General features: G+C 70.1%; 16 protein-coding genes. 12 read left to right on the top strand and 4 right to left on the bottom strand.

What is annotated here, in order from left to right:
* Positions 1-132 precede the first annotated feature (132 nt).
* The 6 genes from ACQHI0_RS14440 (at position 133) to ACQHI0_RS14415 (ending at position 6,978) form a co-directional block, all read left to right on the top strand.
* Positions 133-2,232, top strand: a complete 2,100-nt coding sequence (locus ACQHI0_RS14440; protein ID WP_427908454.1) for a tetratricopeptide repeat protein — start codon at positions 133-135, stop codon at positions 2,230-2,232.
* Positions 2,229-3,239, top strand: a complete 1,011-nt coding sequence (locus tag ACQHI0_RS14435; protein ID WP_427908453.1) for a PP2C family protein-serine/threonine phosphatase — start codon at positions 2,229-2,231, stop codon at positions 3,237-3,239. The genes ACQHI0_RS14440 and ACQHI0_RS14435 overlap by 4 nt, the downstream gene beginning before the upstream one ends.
* A complete protein-coding gene (locus ACQHI0_RS14430; protein WP_427908452.1) occupies positions 3,236-4,525 on the top strand; it encodes a VWA domain-containing protein in 1,290 nt (429 codons plus the stop codon). The genes ACQHI0_RS14435 and ACQHI0_RS14430 overlap by 4 nt, the downstream gene beginning before the upstream one ends.
* 82 nt (positions 4,526-4,607) lie before the next feature.
* Entirely contained in the window at positions 4,608-5,393 is a 786-nt protein-coding gene (locus ACQHI0_RS14425; protein WP_427908451.1) for an FHA domain-containing protein, read from the top strand.
* Positions 5,394-5,426: 33 nt separating this feature from the next.
* Positions 5,427-6,281, top strand: coding sequence for an SDR family oxidoreductase (locus tag ACQHI0_RS14420; RefSeq protein WP_427908450.1), 855 nt, complete (start codon positions 5,427-5,429; stop codon positions 6,279-6,281).
* 121 nt (positions 6,282-6,402) lie between these two features.
* Positions 6,403-6,978, top strand: a complete 576-nt coding sequence (locus ACQHI0_RS14415; protein ID WP_427908449.1) for a Uma2 family endonuclease — start codon at positions 6,403-6,405, stop codon at positions 6,976-6,978.
* A gap of 160 nt (positions 6,979-7,138) precedes the next feature.
* On the opposite strand, the gene ACQHI0_RS14410 is transcribed toward ACQHI0_RS14415, so the two are convergent.
* Positions 7,139-8,050 carry a hypothetical protein gene (locus ACQHI0_RS14410; RefSeq protein WP_427908448.1) on the bottom strand — a complete coding sequence of 304 codons (912 nt, stop codon included), beginning with the start codon at positions 8,048-8,050 and terminating at the stop codon, positions 7,139-7,141.
* Positions 8,051-8,282: 232 nt separating this feature from the next.
* Between ACQHI0_RS14410 and ACQHI0_RS14405 the strand changes: the two genes are divergently transcribed.
* Positions 8,283-9,392: a trypsin-like serine peptidase gene (locus tag ACQHI0_RS14405; RefSeq protein WP_427908447.1), complete on the top strand. Its 1,110-nt coding sequence runs from the start codon at positions 8,283-8,285 to the stop codon at positions 9,390-9,392.
* 142 nt (positions 9,393-9,534) lie between these two features.
* Positions 9,535-11,082: a M6 family metalloprotease domain-containing protein gene (locus ACQHI0_RS14400; protein WP_427908446.1), complete on the top strand. Its 1,548-nt coding sequence runs from the start codon at positions 9,535-9,537 to the stop codon at positions 11,080-11,082.
* A gap of 42 nt (positions 11,083-11,124) precedes the next feature.
* Here the strand turns inward: ACQHI0_RS14400 and ACQHI0_RS14395 are convergent, their stop codons facing one another.
* Both ACQHI0_RS14395 and ACQHI0_RS14390 read right to left on the bottom strand, forming a co-directional pair.
* The gene (locus tag ACQHI0_RS14395; RefSeq protein ID WP_427908445.1) at positions 11,125-11,643 is read right to left on the bottom strand and encodes a RipA family octameric membrane protein; all 519 of its coding nucleotides are present in this window, start codon (positions 11,641-11,643) and stop codon (positions 11,125-11,127) included.
* A 10-nt stretch (positions 11,644-11,653) separates the two neighbouring features.
* A complete protein-coding gene (locus tag ACQHI0_RS14390; RefSeq protein WP_427908444.1) occupies positions 11,654-14,644 on the bottom strand; it encodes a toll/interleukin-1 receptor domain-containing protein in 2,991 nt (996 codons plus the stop codon).
* Positions 14,645-14,758: 114 nt separating this feature from the next.
* On the opposite strand from ACQHI0_RS14390, the gene ACQHI0_RS14385 reads away from it, so the two are divergent.
* The 4 genes from ACQHI0_RS14385 to ACQHI0_RS14370 all read left to right on the top strand — a co-directional run bounded on the left by ACQHI0_RS14385 (position 14,759) and on the right by ACQHI0_RS14370 (position 18,729).
* Positions 14,759-15,124, top strand: coding sequence for a hypothetical protein (locus ACQHI0_RS14385; protein ID WP_427908443.1), 366 nt, complete (start codon positions 14,759-14,761; stop codon positions 15,122-15,124).
* 89 nt (positions 15,125-15,213) lie between these two features.
* Positions 15,214-16,017, top strand: a complete 804-nt coding sequence (locus ACQHI0_RS14380) for a M12 family metallopeptidase (RefSeq protein ID WP_427908442.1) — start codon at positions 15,214-15,216, stop codon at positions 16,015-16,017.
* Positions 16,018-16,117: 100 nt separating this feature from the next.
* Positions 16,118-18,232: a trypsin-like peptidase domain-containing protein gene (locus ACQHI0_RS14375; protein WP_427908441.1), complete on the top strand. Its 2,115-nt coding sequence runs from the start codon at positions 16,118-16,120 to the stop codon at positions 18,230-18,232.
* A 116-nt stretch (positions 18,233-18,348) separates the two neighbouring features.
* The gene (locus tag ACQHI0_RS14370) at positions 18,349-18,729 is read left to right on the top strand and encodes a hypothetical protein (protein ID WP_427908440.1); all 381 of its coding nucleotides are present in this window, start codon (positions 18,349-18,351) and stop codon (positions 18,727-18,729) included.
* Between the two features lie 197 nt (positions 18,730-18,926).
* Here ACQHI0_RS14370 and ACQHI0_RS14365 read toward each other — a convergent pair whose 3' ends face one another.
* Positions 18,927-19,667, bottom strand: a complete 741-nt coding sequence (locus ACQHI0_RS14365) for a hypothetical protein (protein WP_427908439.1) — start codon at positions 19,665-19,667, stop codon at positions 18,927-18,929.
* Between the last annotated feature and the right edge of the window lie 160 nt (positions 19,668-19,827).

Here is a 19,827-nt window from a genome sequence, read left to right as displayed (position 1 = left end):
CCCGATTGCGGCGGTACGATCGTTGACGGTTACTGCGATACCTGCGGTACCGCTCCGGCCTCGGTGACGGGCCCGACGCACAGTCCGTCCGCGTCGACGGTCAGCGCCAGCGGACGCACCTCGAGCCGTTCGGTGCGAACCCGGTCGGGCTCGGCACGTTCGGCCGCGCGCGGCAGGCTCGGCGCCGGACTCGTCGAGGTGCCACCGGTCCCGCGCGTCGACCCGGCCACCGCGGTGCTCACCGATCCGCAGGTCCCCGAATCCGATCGTTTCTGCGGCAAGTGCGACAAGCCCGTCGGCCGCGGGCAAGCGGGCGTTCCCGGCCGCACCTCGGGGTTCTGCCCGCACTGTGGCACCCGCTATTCGTTCGTGCCCCGCTTGCGGGCGGGCGATCTCGTCGGCGGCCAATACGAGGTGGCGGGCGCCCTGGCCCACGGTGGTCTCGGCTGGATCTACCTGGCTACCGACCGCGCCGTCAACAAGCGCTGGGTGGTGCTCAAGGGCCTCATCGACACCGGCGACGCCGACGCGTTGGCCGCGGCGTTGGCCGAGCGCCGGTTCCTGGCCGAGGTCGACCACCCGAACATCGTCAAGATCCACAACTTCACCGAACACGCCGACGCCGACGGTGAGCCCGTGGGCTACATCGTCATGGCCTACGTCGGCGGCACCTCGCTCAAGCAGATCCTGCGCGCCTACCGCGCCGAAACCCAGCGCTATCTGCCGCCTGCCCAGGCGATCGCGTACGTGCTGGAAATGCTGCCCGCCCTCGGCTATCTGCACGCGCGTGGCTGGGCCTACTGCGATTTCAAGCCCGACAATGTGATGCAGACCGAGGAACGCCTCGAGCTGATCGACCTCGGTGCCGTCATCGCGATGGACGACCGCACCAGTCCCATCTACGGCACGCTCGGCTACCAGGCACCCGAGATCGCCGAAACCGGTCCCACCGTGGCCACCGAGATCTACACCGCGGGCCGCACGCTCGCCGTGCTGATGATGCGCGTGCCCTCGGTCGACGGCAAACTCGGCCCGATACCCGGTCCCGACACCGAACCGCTACTGGCCGAACACGATTCGCTGTACCGATTCCTGCAGCGGTCCACCGACCCCGACCCACTGGCTCGCTTCGCCTCGATGAGCGAGATGGCCGACCAGCTCACCGGCGTCCTGCGCGAGGTGCTCGCCACCGGCGACGGCATTCCACGCCCCGGCATGTCGAGCCAGTTCGGCCCCGCCCGCGCGGTCTTCGGGATCGACAGCGCCACACCGGAACCCGCCGCCCTCATCACGGGCCTGCCCGCGCCGCTGGTCGACCCGGGCGACAGCGGCGCGGCGCTGCTGGCCACCACCGACGCCGCGACCCCCGCCGAGCTCGAGCAGGCGCTCACCGCGGGCTTGCGTGCGGTGGTCACCGGATCGGGCGAGTCGGTCGAGATCCCGCTGCGGCTGGTCCGCGCCGAACTCGAAGCGGGCGATGCACCGGCGGCACTGAACCGTCTCGCGGCCTTGGACGCCGAACTCGAATTCGATTGGCGCCCCGTCTGGTATCGCGCCCAGGCCGCCCTGCTGACCGGTGACTATGCGTCGGCCGCCGCGGATTTCGAGTCCGTCTACGCCGCGCTGCCCGGTGAACCCGCCCCCAAACTCGCGCTGGCGGCCGCACTGGAACTCGGTGCCGAGGCCGCCCGCGCGGAGAACCCCGACACCGGTGCCCGCCAACTCGGCCGCGCGCCTGCCCTCTACGAAGTGGTGTGGCGCACCGACCACACCTACCTGTCCGCCGCCTTCGGCGCCGCGCGCCTGCGCCGCACCACCGGCGACCGCACGGGCGCGGTGACGATTCTCGACCAAGTCGACCGCACCTCCTCGATGTTCACCGAGGCGCGGGTCTCCGCCGTCGAAACCCTACTGGCGCACCGTGATCCGGCCGATCTGGACGAAGCACTGCTGAGACAGACCGGCGAGCGCGTCGACCAACTGCGCCTCGACTCGCGCAAACGCACCGCGCAGGTGCGCATGTTCGTGCTCGAGGCGGCGCTGAACTGGATCCGGGCGGGACAGCGGCCGAGCGCACCAGGCAAGCTGTTGGACGTGGAATTCACCGAGCAGGGCGTGCGGACAGGATTGGAACGATGCTTGCGGACACTGGCGCGCGAGGCCGACGACATGTGGACCCGATTCGTCCTGGTGGACCAGGCGAACTCCGTGCGACCGAGGACCACCCTGTGACCGCGCCGGGCTGTGCCGACTGCGCGGGCTCGGCACGATCGGGACACCGCTTCTGCGAAGGCTGCGGTCGCGAACTCGGGGTGCGCAAAGTCGCACTGCCCGTGCACGATCCGGTCTCGGTGCCGCAGTGCTCGACCTGCGGCGAACGGCGTTACGAGGGCGGCTTCTGCGTCAAGTGTGGCAGCCCGAAGCCCGTCCCTGACCGGTTCGAGGAAGACCTCGGCGCCGTCTACGTCCTCACCGATCGCGGCATCAGCCACTCGCGCAACGAGGACGCGGTCGCGGCGGCGGTGCGCGAGGGCGACGGGATCCGGGTGATCGTGGTCAGCGACGGTGTCTCCACCTCCCAGGATCCCCAGGCCGCCTCCGGCAATGCCGCCCGCACCGGGGTCGATGCCGCACTGGCCGCGCTGGCCGAGGGCCGAGCGGACTCCGACGCCGCGATGGCGGGCCTGGCAGCGGCGACCGCGGCGGTGCGCGGCATGTCGCGCACTCCCGAATACGCGCCGTCGTGCACCTACGTCTCCGCGATCGTGCGTGAGTCGACTCTCGGCACCGACATCACCGTCGCCAATGTCGGTGACAGCAGGGCCTTCTGGCTCGCGGCGGGCGATCCCACCAAGTCACGCCGGCTCAGCATCGACGACTCGTGGGCCCAGGCCCTCGTCGACGCGGGCGCCCTCGACGAGACCGCCGCCATGAACGACCCCCGTGCGCACACCCTGCTGCGCTGGCTCGGCGCCGACGGTGGCGAAGCCCCGTGGTCGGCCAACTGCCTGCAACGCATGCTCGTCACCGAACCTGGCACCCTGCTGCTGTGCACCGACGGCCTGTGGAACTACCTGCCGGAGGCGATCGCGCTCGCCGGTTTCACCGTCGAGACCTCACCGCAGGCCGCCGCTCGCGCGCTCGCCGACTTCGCCCTGAACAGCGGGGGCAGTGACAACATCACGGTCGCACTGGCTCCGGTGCCCGTCGCCGTATCGCCAGAACCAGGAGTGTCATGAGTTCCCCTGAGACAGCCGGTATCTCGATCGCCGTCGACCAGAACGAGTTCCTCGCCGAAGGCGCGAGCGTGGTGGACGCGGTGCTGACCGTGACCACCGGCCCCGAACTCGCCGTCGTCGCGACACCACCGCCGCGGCTCGAGATCCTGATCATCGACTGCTCCGGTTCGATGGGCAACAAGCGCAAATTCGAGAACGCGCGCAACGCCACCCGCACCGCACTGGACGAGATCCCCGACGGCACCGCGTTCGCCATCATCGAGGGCACCGAATCGGCCCGGATGATCTACCCGACCGACAACGTCATGTCCGCGCCCGCCGACCGCGCGCACCGCAGCTCGGCCCGCCGGGCCCTGGACCGCCTGCGGCCCGACGGCGGCACCGCGATGGGGTCGTGGCTGGCGCTGGCCCGCCAGGTCGCCGCCGCGCACCCCGGCGCGCAGGCGCACGCGATCCTGCTCACCGATGGCAAGAACGAACACGAGACCCCGCAGGAGCTCGCGACCGAACTCGACCGCGCCGAAGGGCTTTTCGTCTGCGACTGCCGTGGTGTCGGCGACGACTGGGTCGCCGAGGAGCTGCGCAAGATCGCCTCGAAACTGTCCGGTGACGCGAACATCGTCGCCGATCCGAAGGACTTGGCAGCCGACTTCGCCGCGATGATGCGCTCGTCGGCCGCCCGCGTGATCCCGGAACTGACCCTGAAGGTCTGGACCCCCGCCGGTGCGCGGGTGCGGATGGTCAAGCAGGTCTCACCGGTGCTCGAGGACCTGACCGCGCGCCGGACCGACGCGGGCGCGCAGGTGGGGGAGTACCCGCTGTCGTCGTGGGCCGCCGAGGAACGCGAATACCACGTGCAGATCGAACTGGAACCGGCTGCGCCGGGCCGCGAGAAGCTGGCCGCGCGACTGAGTGTGCTGGCCGGTGAGGAGGTCCTCGGCCAAGGGCTCGTGCGTGCGGTCTGGACCACCGATTCGACGCTGTCGACCCGCATCAGCACCCGCGTCGCCCACTACACCGGCCAGGTCGAACTGGCACAGGCCGTCCAGGAAGGTCTGGCGGCCCGCCGCAACGGCGACGTCACCACCGCGACCGCGAAACTGCGGCGCGCGGTGGAGCTGGCCGCCGCCTCCGGCCACGAATCCACCGCCAAACTGCTGCGCGGTGTGGTCGAGGTCGAGCACGACGGCACCGTGAAGCTGCGTGGCCAGGTCGCCGCGGCCGACGAACTCGCCCTCGACATCCGCTCGACCAAGACCGCCAGGGTGCGGCCGGAGGGCGGCTGACATGCCGATGTGCGCGGACGGACACCAGTCGCAGTCGACGGACTACTGCGATGTGTGCGGCTCGGCACTCGGCGGTGCACCGGTGCCCGACCAGGCGGCCCTGCGACTGTGCCCCCACTGCCAAGCCCCGACCAGTGGGCGCTTCTGCGAGGGCTGCGGCCACGATTCGGCCCTACCGCCGCCCACCGCCGCGTCGCGAGTCGGCGACCGGTCCGACTCGGCCGCGTCCGGTGCCGGTGCGTGGCCGGACCCGGCCGATCCGACGAGCGCCGGTGCGTCGCCTGACCTGTCGCAGGGCGGTGCGCGACGCGACCCGTCCTCGTCGGGTGCGCGGCCCGACCTGTCGCAGCGGGGCCCGCGACCGGATCCAGCTGATCCGTCGCTCACGGGCGCGCGGCCCGGCGGCACGTTCGATCCGACCGTGATCGCGGCGGGCGCGATCCCGGACAGTGGCCGGACCAGGACGTGGGTCGCGCGGATCTTCGCCGACCGCGACTTCTACGTTCGCGTGCAAGCGCGCAAGGGACCCGACGCCGAACGCGTCGAATTCCCGGACTTCTATCCCGAACGCCGAATCATCTTGCGCGGCAATCAGTTCCTGATCGGAAAAAGATCGGCCTCGCAGGGGATCGTGCCCGAGATCGACCTCGGCATCGCCCCCGTGGACATCGGTGTCTCGCGCGCCCATGCGATGATCCAGGTCGATCAGGGTGGCGCACTCACCATCACCGACCTCGGTTCCACCAACGGAACCAGCCTGGACGGCGCCGAGAAGCCGATCCCTCCGCAGCAGGCGGTCGCGCTGCGCGAAGGCAGCCGCATCCACGTCGGCGGCTGGACCACCATCGCGATCACCACGGAACCGTAGACGCAGCTGTTCACCAAACGTAGGGTCGGGACCATGACGAAGTTCGACGGGAAGACCTGCCTGATCACCGGCGCCGCCAGCGGCCTCGGCCGCGCCACCGCCTTCGCGGCCGCCGCCAAAGGAGCGTCGCTCGTCCTGACCGACATCACCGCCGACGCCCTCGCCACCACCGCCGAGGAATTGCGCGCGGCAGGCGCCACGGTGCATCTCGCGCACGCGGCCGACGTCAGCGACCATTCCGCGGTGGTCGGCCTCGCCGCCCACACCTTCGAAGCCGTCAGCAACGTCGACATCGTCATGAACGTGGCGGGCATCGCCACCTGGGGCACCGTCGACAAGCTCACCCACCAGCAGTGGCGCCGCACGGTCGACATCAACCTGATGGGCCCGATCCACGTCATCGAGGAGTTCATCACCCCGATGATCGCCGCGGGCCGCGGCGGCCACCTGGTGAACGTGTCCTCGGCGGCCGGCATCTTCGGCCTGCCGTGGCACGCCCCCTACAGCGCCACCAAGTTCGGCCTGCGCGGCGTCTCCGAGGTGCTGCGCTTCGACCTACGCCGCCACAAGATCGGCGTCAGCCTGGTCTGCCCCGGCGCCATGGCCACCCCGATGGCCGACACCATCGACATCGCGGGCGTCGACCGCGACAACGCCGCCCTCCAGAAGGCCATCGGCCTGTTCATGCGCCACGCCGTCACCCCCGACCAGGCCGCCACGGCCGTGATCAAGGGCGTCGAACGCAACCGCTACTGGGTCTACACCTCCCGCGACATCCAGTTCGCCCACTGGGGCCAGCGCTACTTCCCCTACGCCTACACGCTGGCCATGCGCGGCCTGAACTCCGCGATGACCAACTACGCCACCAAGAACGAGCTGGTCCGCTGACGAGTGCGTCCACGATTCCGGGATCGCGGTGTGCCGCCGGTGATGGCGGGTCTCATCTAGACTTGGCGAGACCGGCCAACGCCGATTCGCAGGTCGGCCCCCGAGCGGAAGGAGCGCTTCAGTGAGCACCGCGATTCCGCAGTGGATGTACCCGCCGCGCGACAGCGGCTGGGAAGCTGATGACCTCGATCTGTTGCCGCCCGATGCCCCTCGCCACACCGAGCTGCTCGATGGAGCGCTGATCTTCAACATGTCCCCTCAGCGGAGTTGGCACGACCGGGTAATCCGCAGGCTCACTGCCGCGTTGGAGCTAGTTGTGCCCGCCGAGCGGACTGTTGAAGCGCAGATGACCATCAAGTTGAACAACCGGAGCCGACCGGAGCCGGACATCATCGCCGCCCGCGTCCCGTACTCCCCAGACCGCACACGCTTCCTGCCCGAGGAAGTCGATCTGGTGGTCGAGATCGTCTCGGCAGAGTCCGAAGACCGGGATCGGCGCTACAAGCCCCGCCTCTACGCCGAAGCAGGTTTACGGCATTTTTGGCGCATCGAGGACGAATCGGGCCTGCCAGTCGTGCACACCTACGAACTCGATGACACAACCGGTGTCTATGTGGCTACGGGAGTGCACCGCGACCGGCTGACTACCACGGTCCCGGTCACTCTCGACATCCAACTGGCCGACCTCACACGCTGAGCCGTGTGACGTTGTTGGACGGCATTCCATCGGTGGCTTCAGATCGAGCTCGATAACCGCATCCGACAACGCCTTTACGGCGGGCTTACGGGAGATTCGAGTGGTGACCTTGCGGATGAGGCGGCCGGCAGGGTCGTAGTTGTCATGGTGGTGACGAGCCTCATCCAGCCCCCGCGAGCCGGGGGGAGGGGTGGAGGTTGAGGGTGGTGACGGCTTCTCGGACGTCGGCGGGCCACAGCCACAGGCGGTAGATCGGGTCGATGGTGAAATAGTCTTCCGGGCCGACTAGTTCGCGGGTGCGCATATCGACGCAATAGCGTTCGCGCCAGCCCCGGGGATCGGCCACGGGGCGGTTGTCGACGATGATCGACTTGGCGATGCTGTGCAGGCGCTCCACGCTGCGGTATTCGTAGGCGGGCATGGTGTGTGGGTCGGCCCAGATGCCGCGGCCCGCCGCGACCGCATCGGCGGCGGCGTGCAGCAGCATGGGCAGGTCGGTTTCGCCGGGGATCGAGGGGAAGAGCACGAACGGTGCGGCCCAGCCCGCGCGGATCATGTCCAGGTTGAAGGTGGAGCGTTGTTCCGGGGGCAGGGTGGCCAGCTCGGTCCGTGTCAGGGAGGGCGCGATATAGGCGAGTAGGCGTGCGTTGCCGTCGAACGGCGTGTCGGCGATTCGCACGAACAGGCTGCGTTGTCTGCCGTTGGGCAGTGTCAGCCGCTGGGCCGCATTGTCTTTCGCGAAATCGGCGGCAGCGGTGCCCTGGGTGAACTGCAGGGTGCCCGCGTTGCCCGCGGCGAGTCGGGGAAGCAGGAACGCGGCCAGGTCGGGGGAGATCGGCACCTGCGCAGGCCGGTCGGTGATCCATTCGGCCAGCTCCAGGAATTTCGCGTCGATGCGGGCGGCGCCCTCGGCGGAACCGGCGGTGATCTCGGGAGTATCGATCGACAGCATGCGCACCGGCATGCGGATGCTGGGTGTGTCGCCGTCGTGGATGTCGATCAGGCGCTTGGTGTCCAGGGCCGCCAGGGAAGTTCCTCGCGGGGTCCAGAAGATCTCTACGGGGTCGATCATCGTCGTGCCTTTCTCGCGGGCTCGACTGCACCGTAGGGGCGCCGACGTGGCGCGTACGCGAGTAGTGGGCTACGCGATTCGCACCCGGATGCGCCGGGTGCGCGGGTCGCGTAGTCCGTTACTCGCGCCTGCCGCCCGGACCCGGCGCGACCATCGGGACACCCGCTCGGCCCGGAACACCGGTTCGCCGACGGGCTTTCGTCCCCTCGACCCGACCGGAAGGTGCACGACCATGACCAGCGCAGACATCCCCACACCACCGCTCACCCTGGACGAACTCGCCACCCGCCTCGACGAACCCGCCACGGCGGCGCCGAGTGACGAGGCGGTCGCCGCCGCGTCGGCGGAGAGCGTCACCATCGCCGCCACCGAGCTCGACCTCACCACCCTGGTCGAACCGGTCGACGGCGGACTGCGGTTGCGGCTGCCACCCGGCATCCACACCGGCCTGCCCGGCCGCACCGCATACCAGGTCACCGACGCCGACGATGTCGGGACGGCAGGCGGCCCGCGATCCACCGACGGATACCGGCCCGCCACCAGCGCCCTGGTGTACCAGCCGAAGACGACCATGGAATTCGCTCCGCGCCAGCGCATCCGGCGGGTCGACGGGAGCGAGGTGCAGCCCTTCTACGGCGTCTTCCCGCCCGAGGACCGCCAGACCTACTATCCCAGCACCTATCCGTGGGGCTGTGTCGGGAAGATCTTCACCAAGACCGATTTCGCGTCGCCGAGCTGGTCGTGGCGGGGATCGGGCGTGCTGGTCGGGCCCCGGCACGTACTCACCGCGGGCCATGTGTGCCCGTGGGACACGGCCACCCAGTGGGGCATGCTGTTCGTCCCGTCCTACTGGGACGGTGCACCGCTGGCCGGCGCTGCCATGACCTCCTGGGTCTCCGACTTCCGCGGGTGGAACCCGGGGGTCGCGGCCAGGGACATGTGCGTGCTGCGGCTCTACGAACCGCTGGGGAACACGCTCGGCTGGATGGGTTCGAAGGTGTACAGCCCGGCCTGGCAGGGTGGCGCCTACTGGACGCTCACCGGCTATCCGGGGGCCATCGCGAGTGGGGAGCGGCCGGCCTACCAGAACTCGATCGCCGTCATCGACGACGATCCCGACGGCGACGCCGCCGAAGTGGAGCATCTGGGCGACGCGTCACCGGGTGAGTCCGGCGGCCCGCTGTTCGGCTGGTGGGACAACATCCCCTACACCATCGGCACACTCAGCGGCGGCAACATCATCACCGCGCCCAACGGCACCGTCCTCGAGGACAACAACATCAACGCCGGCGGCGCCGCGATGGTGAACCTCATCGACTGGGCCCGCACGAATTGGCCCTGAATCCGGTTCCGGCCTGCGCGTCCACGGTCGCGCAGGCCGGAACACCCCGCGGTGTTCGGGTAGCCCGGTACTCGCGCCCGGCGAACACCGCGCTGAAAACCTGGTGATCCACCAGTGCATCCCACTCCTGAGAGGTGACATCATGCCCAGACCATTCGCCGGTGAGGAATTCTCCTTCACCGAACCCGATGGCGCCGAGATCCGGCTCCGCGGCTGGGGCAACCAGTTCGAGGCCGTGTTCGAAACCCCCGATGGGTACACCGTCGTCGAAGACCCCGCCACGGGCTACCAGCACTACGCGACGCTGTCCGAGGACGGCACCGACCTGGTCGCGACCGAGGCAAGGCCGGGCGAGCAGGACCCGCGATCCCTCGGTCTCACACCGCATCTGCGCAGACCCGCCGAGACCGCGAAACAGGCGGCGCGCGACGCCTACTCCGATGGTGGGGTGCCGCCCCGCTGGGTGGAACGACGTGCGCTGGCCCAGGCACGCCGGGCGGCCGAGGGCGAAGCGGCACCCGAGCTCGCGCCCGCGACGGGCGACTGTCTCGGGCTGTGCGTGCTCGTCGAATTCCCCGACGTCCCTGGCACGATCAGCCGCGGCGAGGTCGACGACTTCTGTAACAAGCCGGGCTACACCGGGTTCGGGAACAACGGTTCGGTGTCCGACTACTTCCGGTCGGTATCGGATGGGCGACTGCGCTACCGCAACACGGTGACTGCCTACTACCGGACCCAGCACCCCCGCGCCTACTACACCGATCCGTCCGTGCCGTTCGGCACCCGCGCCCAGCAGCTCATCCACGAGGCGCTGAACTCGCTCGCCGCCGGCGGCTTCGACTTCTCGGCGCTGACCGCCGACAGTGCGGGAAACATCCTCGCGCTCAACGTGTTCTACGCCGGGAACCGGGTCAACCAGTGGTCCAAGGGACTGTGGCCCCACCAGTGGACGCTGCAGACGACCTTCCCGGCGGGCCCGGGCAGGCGGTTCGCCGACTACCAGATCACCGATATCGGCGACGAACTCACCCTCGGCACGTTCTGCCACGAGAACGGGCACATGGTCTGCGATTTCCCGGATCTCTACGACTACGGCAACGAGGGCAACGGGATCGGGCACTACTGCCTGATGTGCTTCGGCGGGCCGGACAAGAACCCCACCCAGGTGGGCGCCTACCTGAAGAATGTCGCGGGCTGGGCCTCCGCGCTGAGCAACGCGACCCCGGGCACGTCCGTCGCGCTGAAGGCCGGGCGCAACGAATTCCTCGTCCACCGGAGGAACCCTACGGAGTACTTCATCGTGGAGAACCGGGCCCGCGCAGGCCACGACGCGGGACTGCCGGACGAGGGTGTCGCGATCTGGCACGTCGACGAACTCGGTAACAACAGCAACGAGCAGATGACCCCGGCCCTGCACTACGAGTGCTCACTCGAGCAGGCCGACAACCGGTTCGACCTGGAGAATCGGGTCAACGGCGGCGACACCGGCGATCTCTACGCCGGGCCCGGCGCGGAATTCGGCACCGCGACCGCGCCGGGCAGCCGGTGGTGGGACGGCAGCTCCTCCGGCTTCGAGGTCACCGTGACCTCACCGGTCGGCGCGAGCATGACCGTCACGGTGAACGGGCAGACTGATCCATCGATCCGGGCCGCGGAACAGGCGTCACCACAGGATGTCTCGATCGGATGACCGGTGCGCGGGTGACGGTGCGGGCCGGGGAAGCCCGCACCGTCACCCCAGCACGATCGCGAGAAACCCCGAGACATAGGCGAGCGCGAACAGCGGGGGAATCCACTGCTCGATGTCCGAGAGCGGCAGGTAGCGGGAACGATCGACGCCCTCGCCGAGCGCCCACCACTCCGCACGCCAGAACGGTGACGCGGGCAGCCGCTCCTCCAAAGCGCCGACCACCCGGTACTTGGCGCAGTTGAGCAGCCGATAGCTGCGCACCAGCCAGAACCACGCGCCGCACTGCAACAGCACCGCCACCAGCGGGATCACCAGCCACCAGGTACCTTCGGCCGAGGACCTGGTGGCCAGCGCGCCCGCGAGGGCGAAGATCGCGGTGTTCAGCGTGAGGAAGAACGAATTGGCCAGGCCGCGACGGGCACTGACCCGGTCGGCCATCTCGACACAGAGCCGGTACTGCTCGAGGACCGCGCTGTCGTAGGTCGTGGTCGCGGCGCGGGCCGGATCGGGATCGTTCCAGAGCCGCTCGCGCAGTGGCGACCGGTCGCCGGTGGGATGCATGGTCGTTCTCCTATCCACCGGGGCCGGGCAGATCCCGGCACAGCCGGATGTAGCCGATATCGGGGGACACCCAGTCGGACCACTCGGCCTCGGTCATGTTCTCGCCGAGCTTCGAGCACAAGGTGCCGGTCCACGCCGCGGGCCCCGGCCACACCCAGATGCCGCTGTCCGTGCCGTCGCGGCTCGCCCAGTCCGCCCGGATCTCGCGACTATCGGGACCGATCTGGAACCTCAGGATCATTCCGTCCGGTCCCGGCATCGGTTCGCCGACCGGGTCACCGGTCACGGCATCCCAGAGGTGGACGGTGCCATCGAGGCCGCCCGCGACGATATAGCGGCCGTCGGGGGTGAACGCGAGCGCGTCGAACATCAGCGTCTTACCACCCGGCTTGGCCATCGGCGCACCGATCACCGTGCCGGACACCGTGTCCCAGCGTTGCAGGGTGAGGCCGGTCGCCGTGACGAAGGAGCGTTCGTCCGGGCTCACGGCGAAGGCGTTGACCACGCCGGAGAGGTTGGTGTGATGGATCCCGCGACCGGTCGCGGGATCCCAGCCACGGACACCGTCGACGCTCACCGACAGCAGCCGCTGTTCACCGGTGAAGATCAGCCGGGTGACATCGTAGGCGTGGCCCGCGATCGGTCCGGCGACAGTGGTTCCGGCATCGACATCCCAGAGCCACAGCGCATGGGTGTCGTCGGCTGCTGCCAGGTGACGGCCGTCCCGATCCAGTGCCAGGGTGGTGATCGCCGCGGCCGGTCCGCTCCGCGGCGGTCCCAGCATCCGGCCGGTGTCGACCTCACGAACGACGACGGTCCGGTCTTCGCCGCCGGCGGCGATCCGGCGGCCGTCCTCGCTGAACACCAGATCGGTGACCGCGCTGCCGAAGCCGGTGTGCGACTCGCCGACGGGGTGCCCCGAAGCCGTGTCCCAGATCCTGACCGAGCCGTCCTGCCGCCCGAACGCGGCCCGGTGACCATCGGGGCTGAATGCGTAGGCGGTGATCGCTCGGTCCTGTGCCAGTCTGAGCGGGCCGGTGCGCGAACCGGATTCGAGGTCGACGATCCACGGTTCCAGCTCCCCGGATGCCGGGTCGGCCAGCACCTGCACGGTGCGGTTGCCGATCGGCTCCGAGAGCACGTGCCCCGCGGGGGTGGCGGCGGCCGGTGGCAGCCAGCGGTGCCCGGGGGAGTTGCCCGCGTCGGCATTCCAGACGCGCAGGGTGCCGTCTGCCGCGCTCGATGCGATGCGTGGCCGGGCCGGATCCGGGCTGAAGGCGGCATCGGTGAGGTATCCGGTGTGGCCGATCAGCGGTTGCCCCGCGGGCGCGCCGGTCGCGGCATCCCACACCCGGATGGAATCGTTACCGGCGGTGAGGAACCGCTGGGAGTCGGGGGCGAAATCGACCGCCGCGACGTAGCCTTCGTGCGCGGTCATCGGATCACCCACGGGCAGGCCGGTATTCGCGTCCCACAGCACGATCGGCGCGTTCAGGTCGGGTCCGCCGCCCGATGCGATGCGCAGTCCGTCGGGGCTGTACGCGACGCTGCGTACGGGCGCGGTGTGGCGGCGCAGGGGCTCCCCGACCGTGTCGCCGGCCCGGACATCCCACCGCCGGACCGTGGCGTCGGCGCCGCCGGAGACCAGGCGGCCGTCGGGGCCGAAAGCCAGGGCGTGGACCTCGCCCTCGTGCCCGGTCAGCACCATCGGAGACGTACGGGACCCGGTGTCCCACACGCGGATCGAGCCGTCGTGCCCGGCACCTGCCACCCAGCGGCCGTCGCGGCTGATGGCCGTCACGCCGAGCGGCTCCGTGACGCCGGGAAACGGTTCGCCGACGGGCGCGCCGGTTTCGGCGTCGAGGAAGCGCAGGTCGGCTCCGGAGACCAGGACGCGGCGCCCGTCCGGGTCGTAGGCGACGGTCATGCTGCCGGCGACGAGCGGTGCCGTGGCAACCGGTCTACCCGTATCGCCGTCCCAGGTGCGCAGTTCGGCACCCGCGGTGATGATGCGTCGGCCGTCCGGGTGCACGGCCAACGCCATGACCGGCCGGGACCTTTCGGTTTCCTGCCGCAGCGCCTCAGCGGTGATTTCGGCGGGCATGGCCCAGGGCAGCCCGGTCCGGATGATCTTCTCGGTGGCGCTCAGATCGTTGAGCGCGCGGATCTCGGCAGCCGGATCACGCGACGGTGACAGCTGCCGGGACGCCAGCGCCTGGTTGATCGCCCGGAGATCGTCGCGCGGCCGGGCCCCGGCGAACATGGCGTCGGCATCCGAACCCAGACGCAGGCCGATCGCCTGATTACGCTGGTGGATGGCCTCATTGCGCTGCTGCACGGCGTCGCGTCGCTGGAGCACCGCCACCCCCGCCGCGGCGAGTGCCAGGATCGTGAGTACGACCAGCGCCGCGACGGCGCCGCGCCGCAGCCGGCGGAACCGGCGCAGCTCGCGCGCGTCCTCGCTCGCCAGTTCGTATTTCGGCTTCCCGTGGATGGGCGCGGCCAGATCGGTGACCTTCTCCCGGAACAGCGGCGCCGCGGGATCCCACGGCGCGTCGCCGCCGACATCGACACCGAACGGTTCGGTGGGCAGCGCACCGCGCACGGTGAGCGCGGGCAGCGCCACCTCGGCGCAGGCGGGATCGATGCGCCCGCCGTGTTCGTCCCAGCCGAGTCGGCCACCGGTGACCACGAGCATCAGATTGCGGGGACCCCGGGTCGCCAGCCAGTAAGCGACCTCCCGGTCGACCCACTTCGAGGTGACCGATCGCGTCGAGAGCACCACGATCAGGTACCGGGACCGGTCCATCGCGTCGGTGACCATGCCCCACAGGTCCGGGCTCGCGGTCAGGTCGGTGGCGTCACGGAAGACCCGCAGTGCCGCCAACCGCCCGATCCGCCGCCCGATCCGGTGCAGGCCCTTCTGGATGCCGGCCGCGATCGCGCGATCGGCATGCGAATAGGAGAGGAAGGCGTCGTAGTCGAAGGTTTGGGCGCCCATGGTGAGTCACCTCGTTCTCGCCGCTGTCGCCGTGAGTCTTCCTGGACCGGCACGGCTGGTCACGCGTAGTCGGCTACGCGCATCCGGGGCCACCGCGCCGCCTATCCTCGAGATATGGACGAGCCGTCGCGCTGGGTCCGGGGATTCGTCGTCTTCCCCCCGGATGCCCCGCGTCGTCCGGCGCGGCTGCGGATCGAACTGCGCGATGTCACCTTCGCCGACGGACCGGCACCGCTGCTCGCCGAGCTGAGTACCGATGTGCCGATCGGGCCGGGTGCGCGATACCCGTTCGAACTGCACGCCCCGGCCGGACCCGCGCGGTCGGCGCAGGCGCTGGCCTGCCATGTCGATCTGACCGGGGACGGGATCCTGCGCGCCGGTGACCTGGTCTCGACCATGGCGATTCCCGTGCCGCCGCAGGGCACAGTGGCGAATCTGATCATCCCGGTCACCGTCGTGCCGGAGCCACTGAACACGTAGTCGGCTACCCGTGTCCGGCTGGGCCGCCCGGCCCACACTGAGGTGGACGCGACCGGCCCACGGTCGCCCCGGCACAGAAGGTGCGGCTGATGATCATCCACAACCCCGTCCCGGCGGCACACACCGCCGTCGAGGACACCGGCGAATTCCGGTCCGGCTTCGAAGCGGGCACCGCCGCCGTGCCCAGCGTCACCCACGGCACGCGGTACCTGCGCTACGCCGCGGTCGACGGCATGGCCGTCTTCGAAGGCGACATCGTCCTTGGCACCCTCGCGGCGATCCAGGCGCCGCACCGGGCGGAGGGCGTGGTCATCACCGGCGCGGAATTCCGCTGGCCCGATGGCGTGGTGCCGTTCGAGGTCGACCCGGCACTGCCCGACCCGCAACGGGTGGCCGCCGCGGTCGCCCACTGGAACGGGCGCACCCACCTGCGGTTCGTGCCGCGCACCGCCGGGGATACCGACTTCCTCCGGTTCATCCCGAGTACCGCGAGCCGGTCGCCGGTGGGCAGGCACGGCGGCATGCAGACCATCGAACTCACCGCCACCGCGCCCATCGGGACCGTGGTGCACGAGATAGGACACGCGATCGGGCTGTGGCACGAGCAGAGCCGCGAGGACCGCGGCGATTTCATCGACGTGCGACTGGTCAACGTCGACCCCGCGACCCGGCACAACTTCGCCCAGCACATCACCGACGGCGACGACATCGGCGACTACGACTTCGGCTCGATCATGCATTACCCCGCGACGGCCTTCAGTATCAACGGACAGGCCACCATCGTCCCGAGGGTCGTGCTGCCGCCCGGGGTCAGCATGGGACAGCGCGTCGAGCTCTCGGCGGGCGACATCGCCGCCGCCCACGCCATCTACCCCGACCCGGCCGGCGGCTGAATGGCGCGGCCGAAGACGAGTAATCGACTACTCGTGTCCGTCCCACGGGCCGCGGCGCACGCTGAGATCCCAGCGACCCCGACCCGGACAGGTGATCGACATGACCAGCGAGACGAGCACTGCCGCATGGCGGGAACAGGTGTCGGCCGCCGCCCAGCGCTACGCCGACAGCGCCGCCCAGCGCTGCCGCATCGAGCAGCGGCGCCGAACGGCCGAGTCCGATGTCGTGGACAGCGAGGAACAGATCGTCGCCCGCGCGGATCGATTGTTCGCCAACGGCGAGGTGCCCCCGGAGGTAGTGACCGACCTCGCTGCCGGCGAACCCGTCGGCCGGATCACGGCGCTCGAACGGGTGATCGGTCAGGTCAACGATCTCCAGGCGGCGAACTTCCTCGGCCGCGGCGGCCGCGCGGCGGCCACGGTCGCGCGGATCTCCCTGGCCGACAACGGCCGGGAGGTCCCGATCGGGACCGGCTCACTGGTCTCCCCACAGCTGCTGCTCACCAATCACCACGTCCTGCCGACCGCGCAGAGCGCCGCGCGGGTGATCGTCGAGTTCCGCGCCGAGACCGATCTCGACAGCACACCGACCCCGCCGGTCCGGGTGCGCCCGGTTCCGCAGGACTTCTTCGTCACCCACGAGAAACTCGACTACACGCTCGTGCGGCTCGGTCCCGTACCCGGCGACGGTGCGCCCGGCGTGACCTTCGGCTGGAATCCGCTGATCGCCGAGCAGGGCAAGATCGTCATCGGGGAAGCCATGAACGTCATCGGCCACCCGATGGGCAGGCTCAAGGAGATCTCGATCCGCGACAACCGGCTCGACCTCCAGCTCGACGACTTCCTGAACTACTCCTCCGACACCGAACCGGGCAGTTCGGGCTCCCCGGTGTTCAACGACCAGTGGGAAATCGTCGCCCTGCACCACTGCGGCGTGTCCGCGCAGGACACCGAGGGCAACACCCTGCGCCTCGACGGCAGGCGCTGGCAGCCCGGCGACGGCGACGACGCCGTGCAGTGGATCGCCAACGAAGGGGTGCGGGTGAGCGCGATCCTGCGCGACCTGCGCTCGCGTCGCTACGATCCCGCGCAGAAGGCCCTGCTAGACGAACTCGGCGAACAGGCCGGATTGGATGTGGTCGGACCACAGCAGGACATCGGGGTCGTTTCGCAGCCGGAGCCGATCGTCGGGCGGCCGGAACCGGTTGTTGGGCAGGCGGATCCGGTTGTCGTGCCACCGGAACCGGCTGTCGTGCGGCCCGAACCGGCTGTCGTGCGGCCGGAACCTGTCGTGCCACCGCAACCGGCTGTCGCGCAGGAGGAATCGGTCCCGCGCCTGCGCGGTCTGCGCGGTAACACGACGGCGTTCGGCGGACGCCGGAGCCTGCTGTTCCTGCACGGCCGCGGCCAGCAGGGCCGCGACCCCGGCGACCTGCGCCGCGTGTGGACCGCCGGTTTGAACAAGGGCCTCACCCTGGCGGACCTGGCGGCCATCGATGCCGCCGACGCGTACTTCCCCTACTACGGCGACCGGCTCGCCACGAGCCTCGAGCACCGGGAGTCCACGGGGGCAACGGATTCCGCGCTCTACGAGAGTCTGGTGACCGAGGCCGCCGAAGCAGCGGGTATGCCGTCCGCAGGGGCCGAGACCGACGCCGTCCCCGAGGAAGGGCTGCGCGGTATCGGGTCCGGCCTGCTCGGCCGGGTGCACGACCAGCTCGGCTGGCTGGCCGCGCGCAGCGGTCTGGACACCTTCCTCATCAGCGCCATCTTCAGTGACGTCGCGGCCTATCTCGGCAACGACGAGGTCCGCAAAGGCGTCCTCGAGACAGTCCTGGCCGATACGCCGGCCACCGGTGAACTGATCCTGGTCGCACACAGTCTCGGGACGGTGGTGGCACTGGATCTGCTGACCGAGCTGCCGCGCGAACTCGATGTGCGACTGCTGGTGACAGCGGGCAGCCCGCTGGGACTGGACGCCGTCTACCGCAAGCTGCTCACCGGCGGCGCGACCCGCCCCGAACGAGTCGGCAACTGGCTCAACACCTTCTACGCGGGCGATCCCGTCGCTATCGGCTGCCCCCTGCGGCCGGTGTGGGGCGCCGGTGTGCACGACGCCGCGGTCGAGAACTCGAAGGAACACGCGCACGACATCGACGAGTACCTCGCCCACCCGGTGGTCGCCGCCACCATCGGCCGCGCGGTGCGCGCCTGAGCGCATCGTTCGCGCCGTCCACGGGCCGGTTCCGGATTCGCGTAGCGCCCTACGCGTTCGGAACCGGCCGTCGCGAGGGATCCTGAACAGGAAGGATTTCGGCGAAAGGTACAACGATGTACGACGCGGATCCGGAGGACGCGGTCCTGGCCGCGAGCTCCGACACCAGAGAAGAAATGGACGAGCCGCCGGCGGTACACCGGCACGGCGGCCACGGTCACCGGGCCTACGCATCGGCCCGGCGCACACAGAAGATCCTCTGCACCCACGGCACCGGCGCCTGGGTGTTCGGTTTCCCCGGCCCAACGGTGCGCGCGGGGACCAGGATTTCGGTGCGCCTGGCCGAGATCGGCCCTGACGGTGTTCCCCTGCCCGACAGCGACACGGTGCGTGTACTCGCGGTGGTCCCGCACAGCGACGGCACCACCACAGTGCGGTATCACGTTGGCGCGGAACACAATCTGCGCGTGCTGTTCGACTTCGCCATCGTCACCTGAGCGGTGCCGCCCCGGCGGCACCGGCGGCGCCCCGCGGCACCGGTAGCCGTCGCAGGCCAGCTGTGCGCGCAGCATGTGCGAGGTCCGGTCGGTGCTGTCGCCGGGCGGAGACCGCGGTTTCGCAGCGCGTCGAGGCACCGCTGCTGCATGTCCTGTTCGACTTCCTCATCGTCACGTGCGCGGCACCGGCGGCGCCGTCAGCCGTCGCCGGCCAGCAGTGCGCGCAAAATATGCGAGGTCCGGTCGGTGACGGTCGCCGTGGGCAGATCGCGATCCCGCAGCGCGTCGAGGCACCGCTGCTGCAACTCCTGCGCCCGGCTGCACAGCGCCCAGGTCGGCTCGCCGGACACCGGCACGACACGCGCCGCGACCTCGAGCAGATCGCAGCCCGCACCGGTCCAGCGTTCGGCGGTGACCTCGGTACCGGCGAGCCGGATCCCGGTCCAGCGAGTACTCACCACGGGCCCCACCGCCCGCAGGTGGTCCACCGCCACACCGGGCGGGGTGCAGCTCACCAGGAACTGACGCTGAGCGGGGGAGAGAATCTCGGTGACATCGCCGCCCGCGTCGACCGCGGCCCGGATCGCACCGGCCGGACGGTGGCTGACCGCGGAGGCGGCGAGCTCACGGCGCATCCCGCGCCAGGCGCCCTCGATCCGGAATTCCAGGTCACCGTCGACGAACGGCGCCGCCCACCGCCCGGCCAGCCGGGGCGGCGAGCAGGGCAGCAGGTCGACCGCGAGATCGTCACCGGGACCGCTGCGCAGCCGGATGGTGATCCCGCTCGACATCAACGCCATCGGGTCCGGCGCGCCCGGGGCGGGGGCGGCGAACCAGAGTTCGTGTGCCGTCGCGGCGGCGGTCGTGCCGGTGAGCAGGGTCAGCGCGGTGCCGGGATCGCCACCGATACCGAACCCGATCTCGATCGGAGTAGTCATCCTTGCCCCTTCCGCGCCTATGCCACCACCGCTGGACGGCACTCGCATACAGCTTGGCTCGAGCGTCCAGGAACGGGCACGCGTAATTCGCTACTCGATCGCCGGACCTGCCGTCGCCCACACCTGCTCCCGGCGGCCCGCGCGGGCGAGCCGAGTAGTG

It is taken from the genome of Nocardia sp. FBN12 (assembly GCF_050320175.1).
Classification (GTDB): domain Bacteria; phylum Actinomycetota; class Actinomycetes; order Mycobacteriales; family Mycobacteriaceae; genus Nocardia.
Note: the sequence above shows the minus strand (reverse complement) of the source record. Positions and strands in the feature narration are given on the sequence as shown.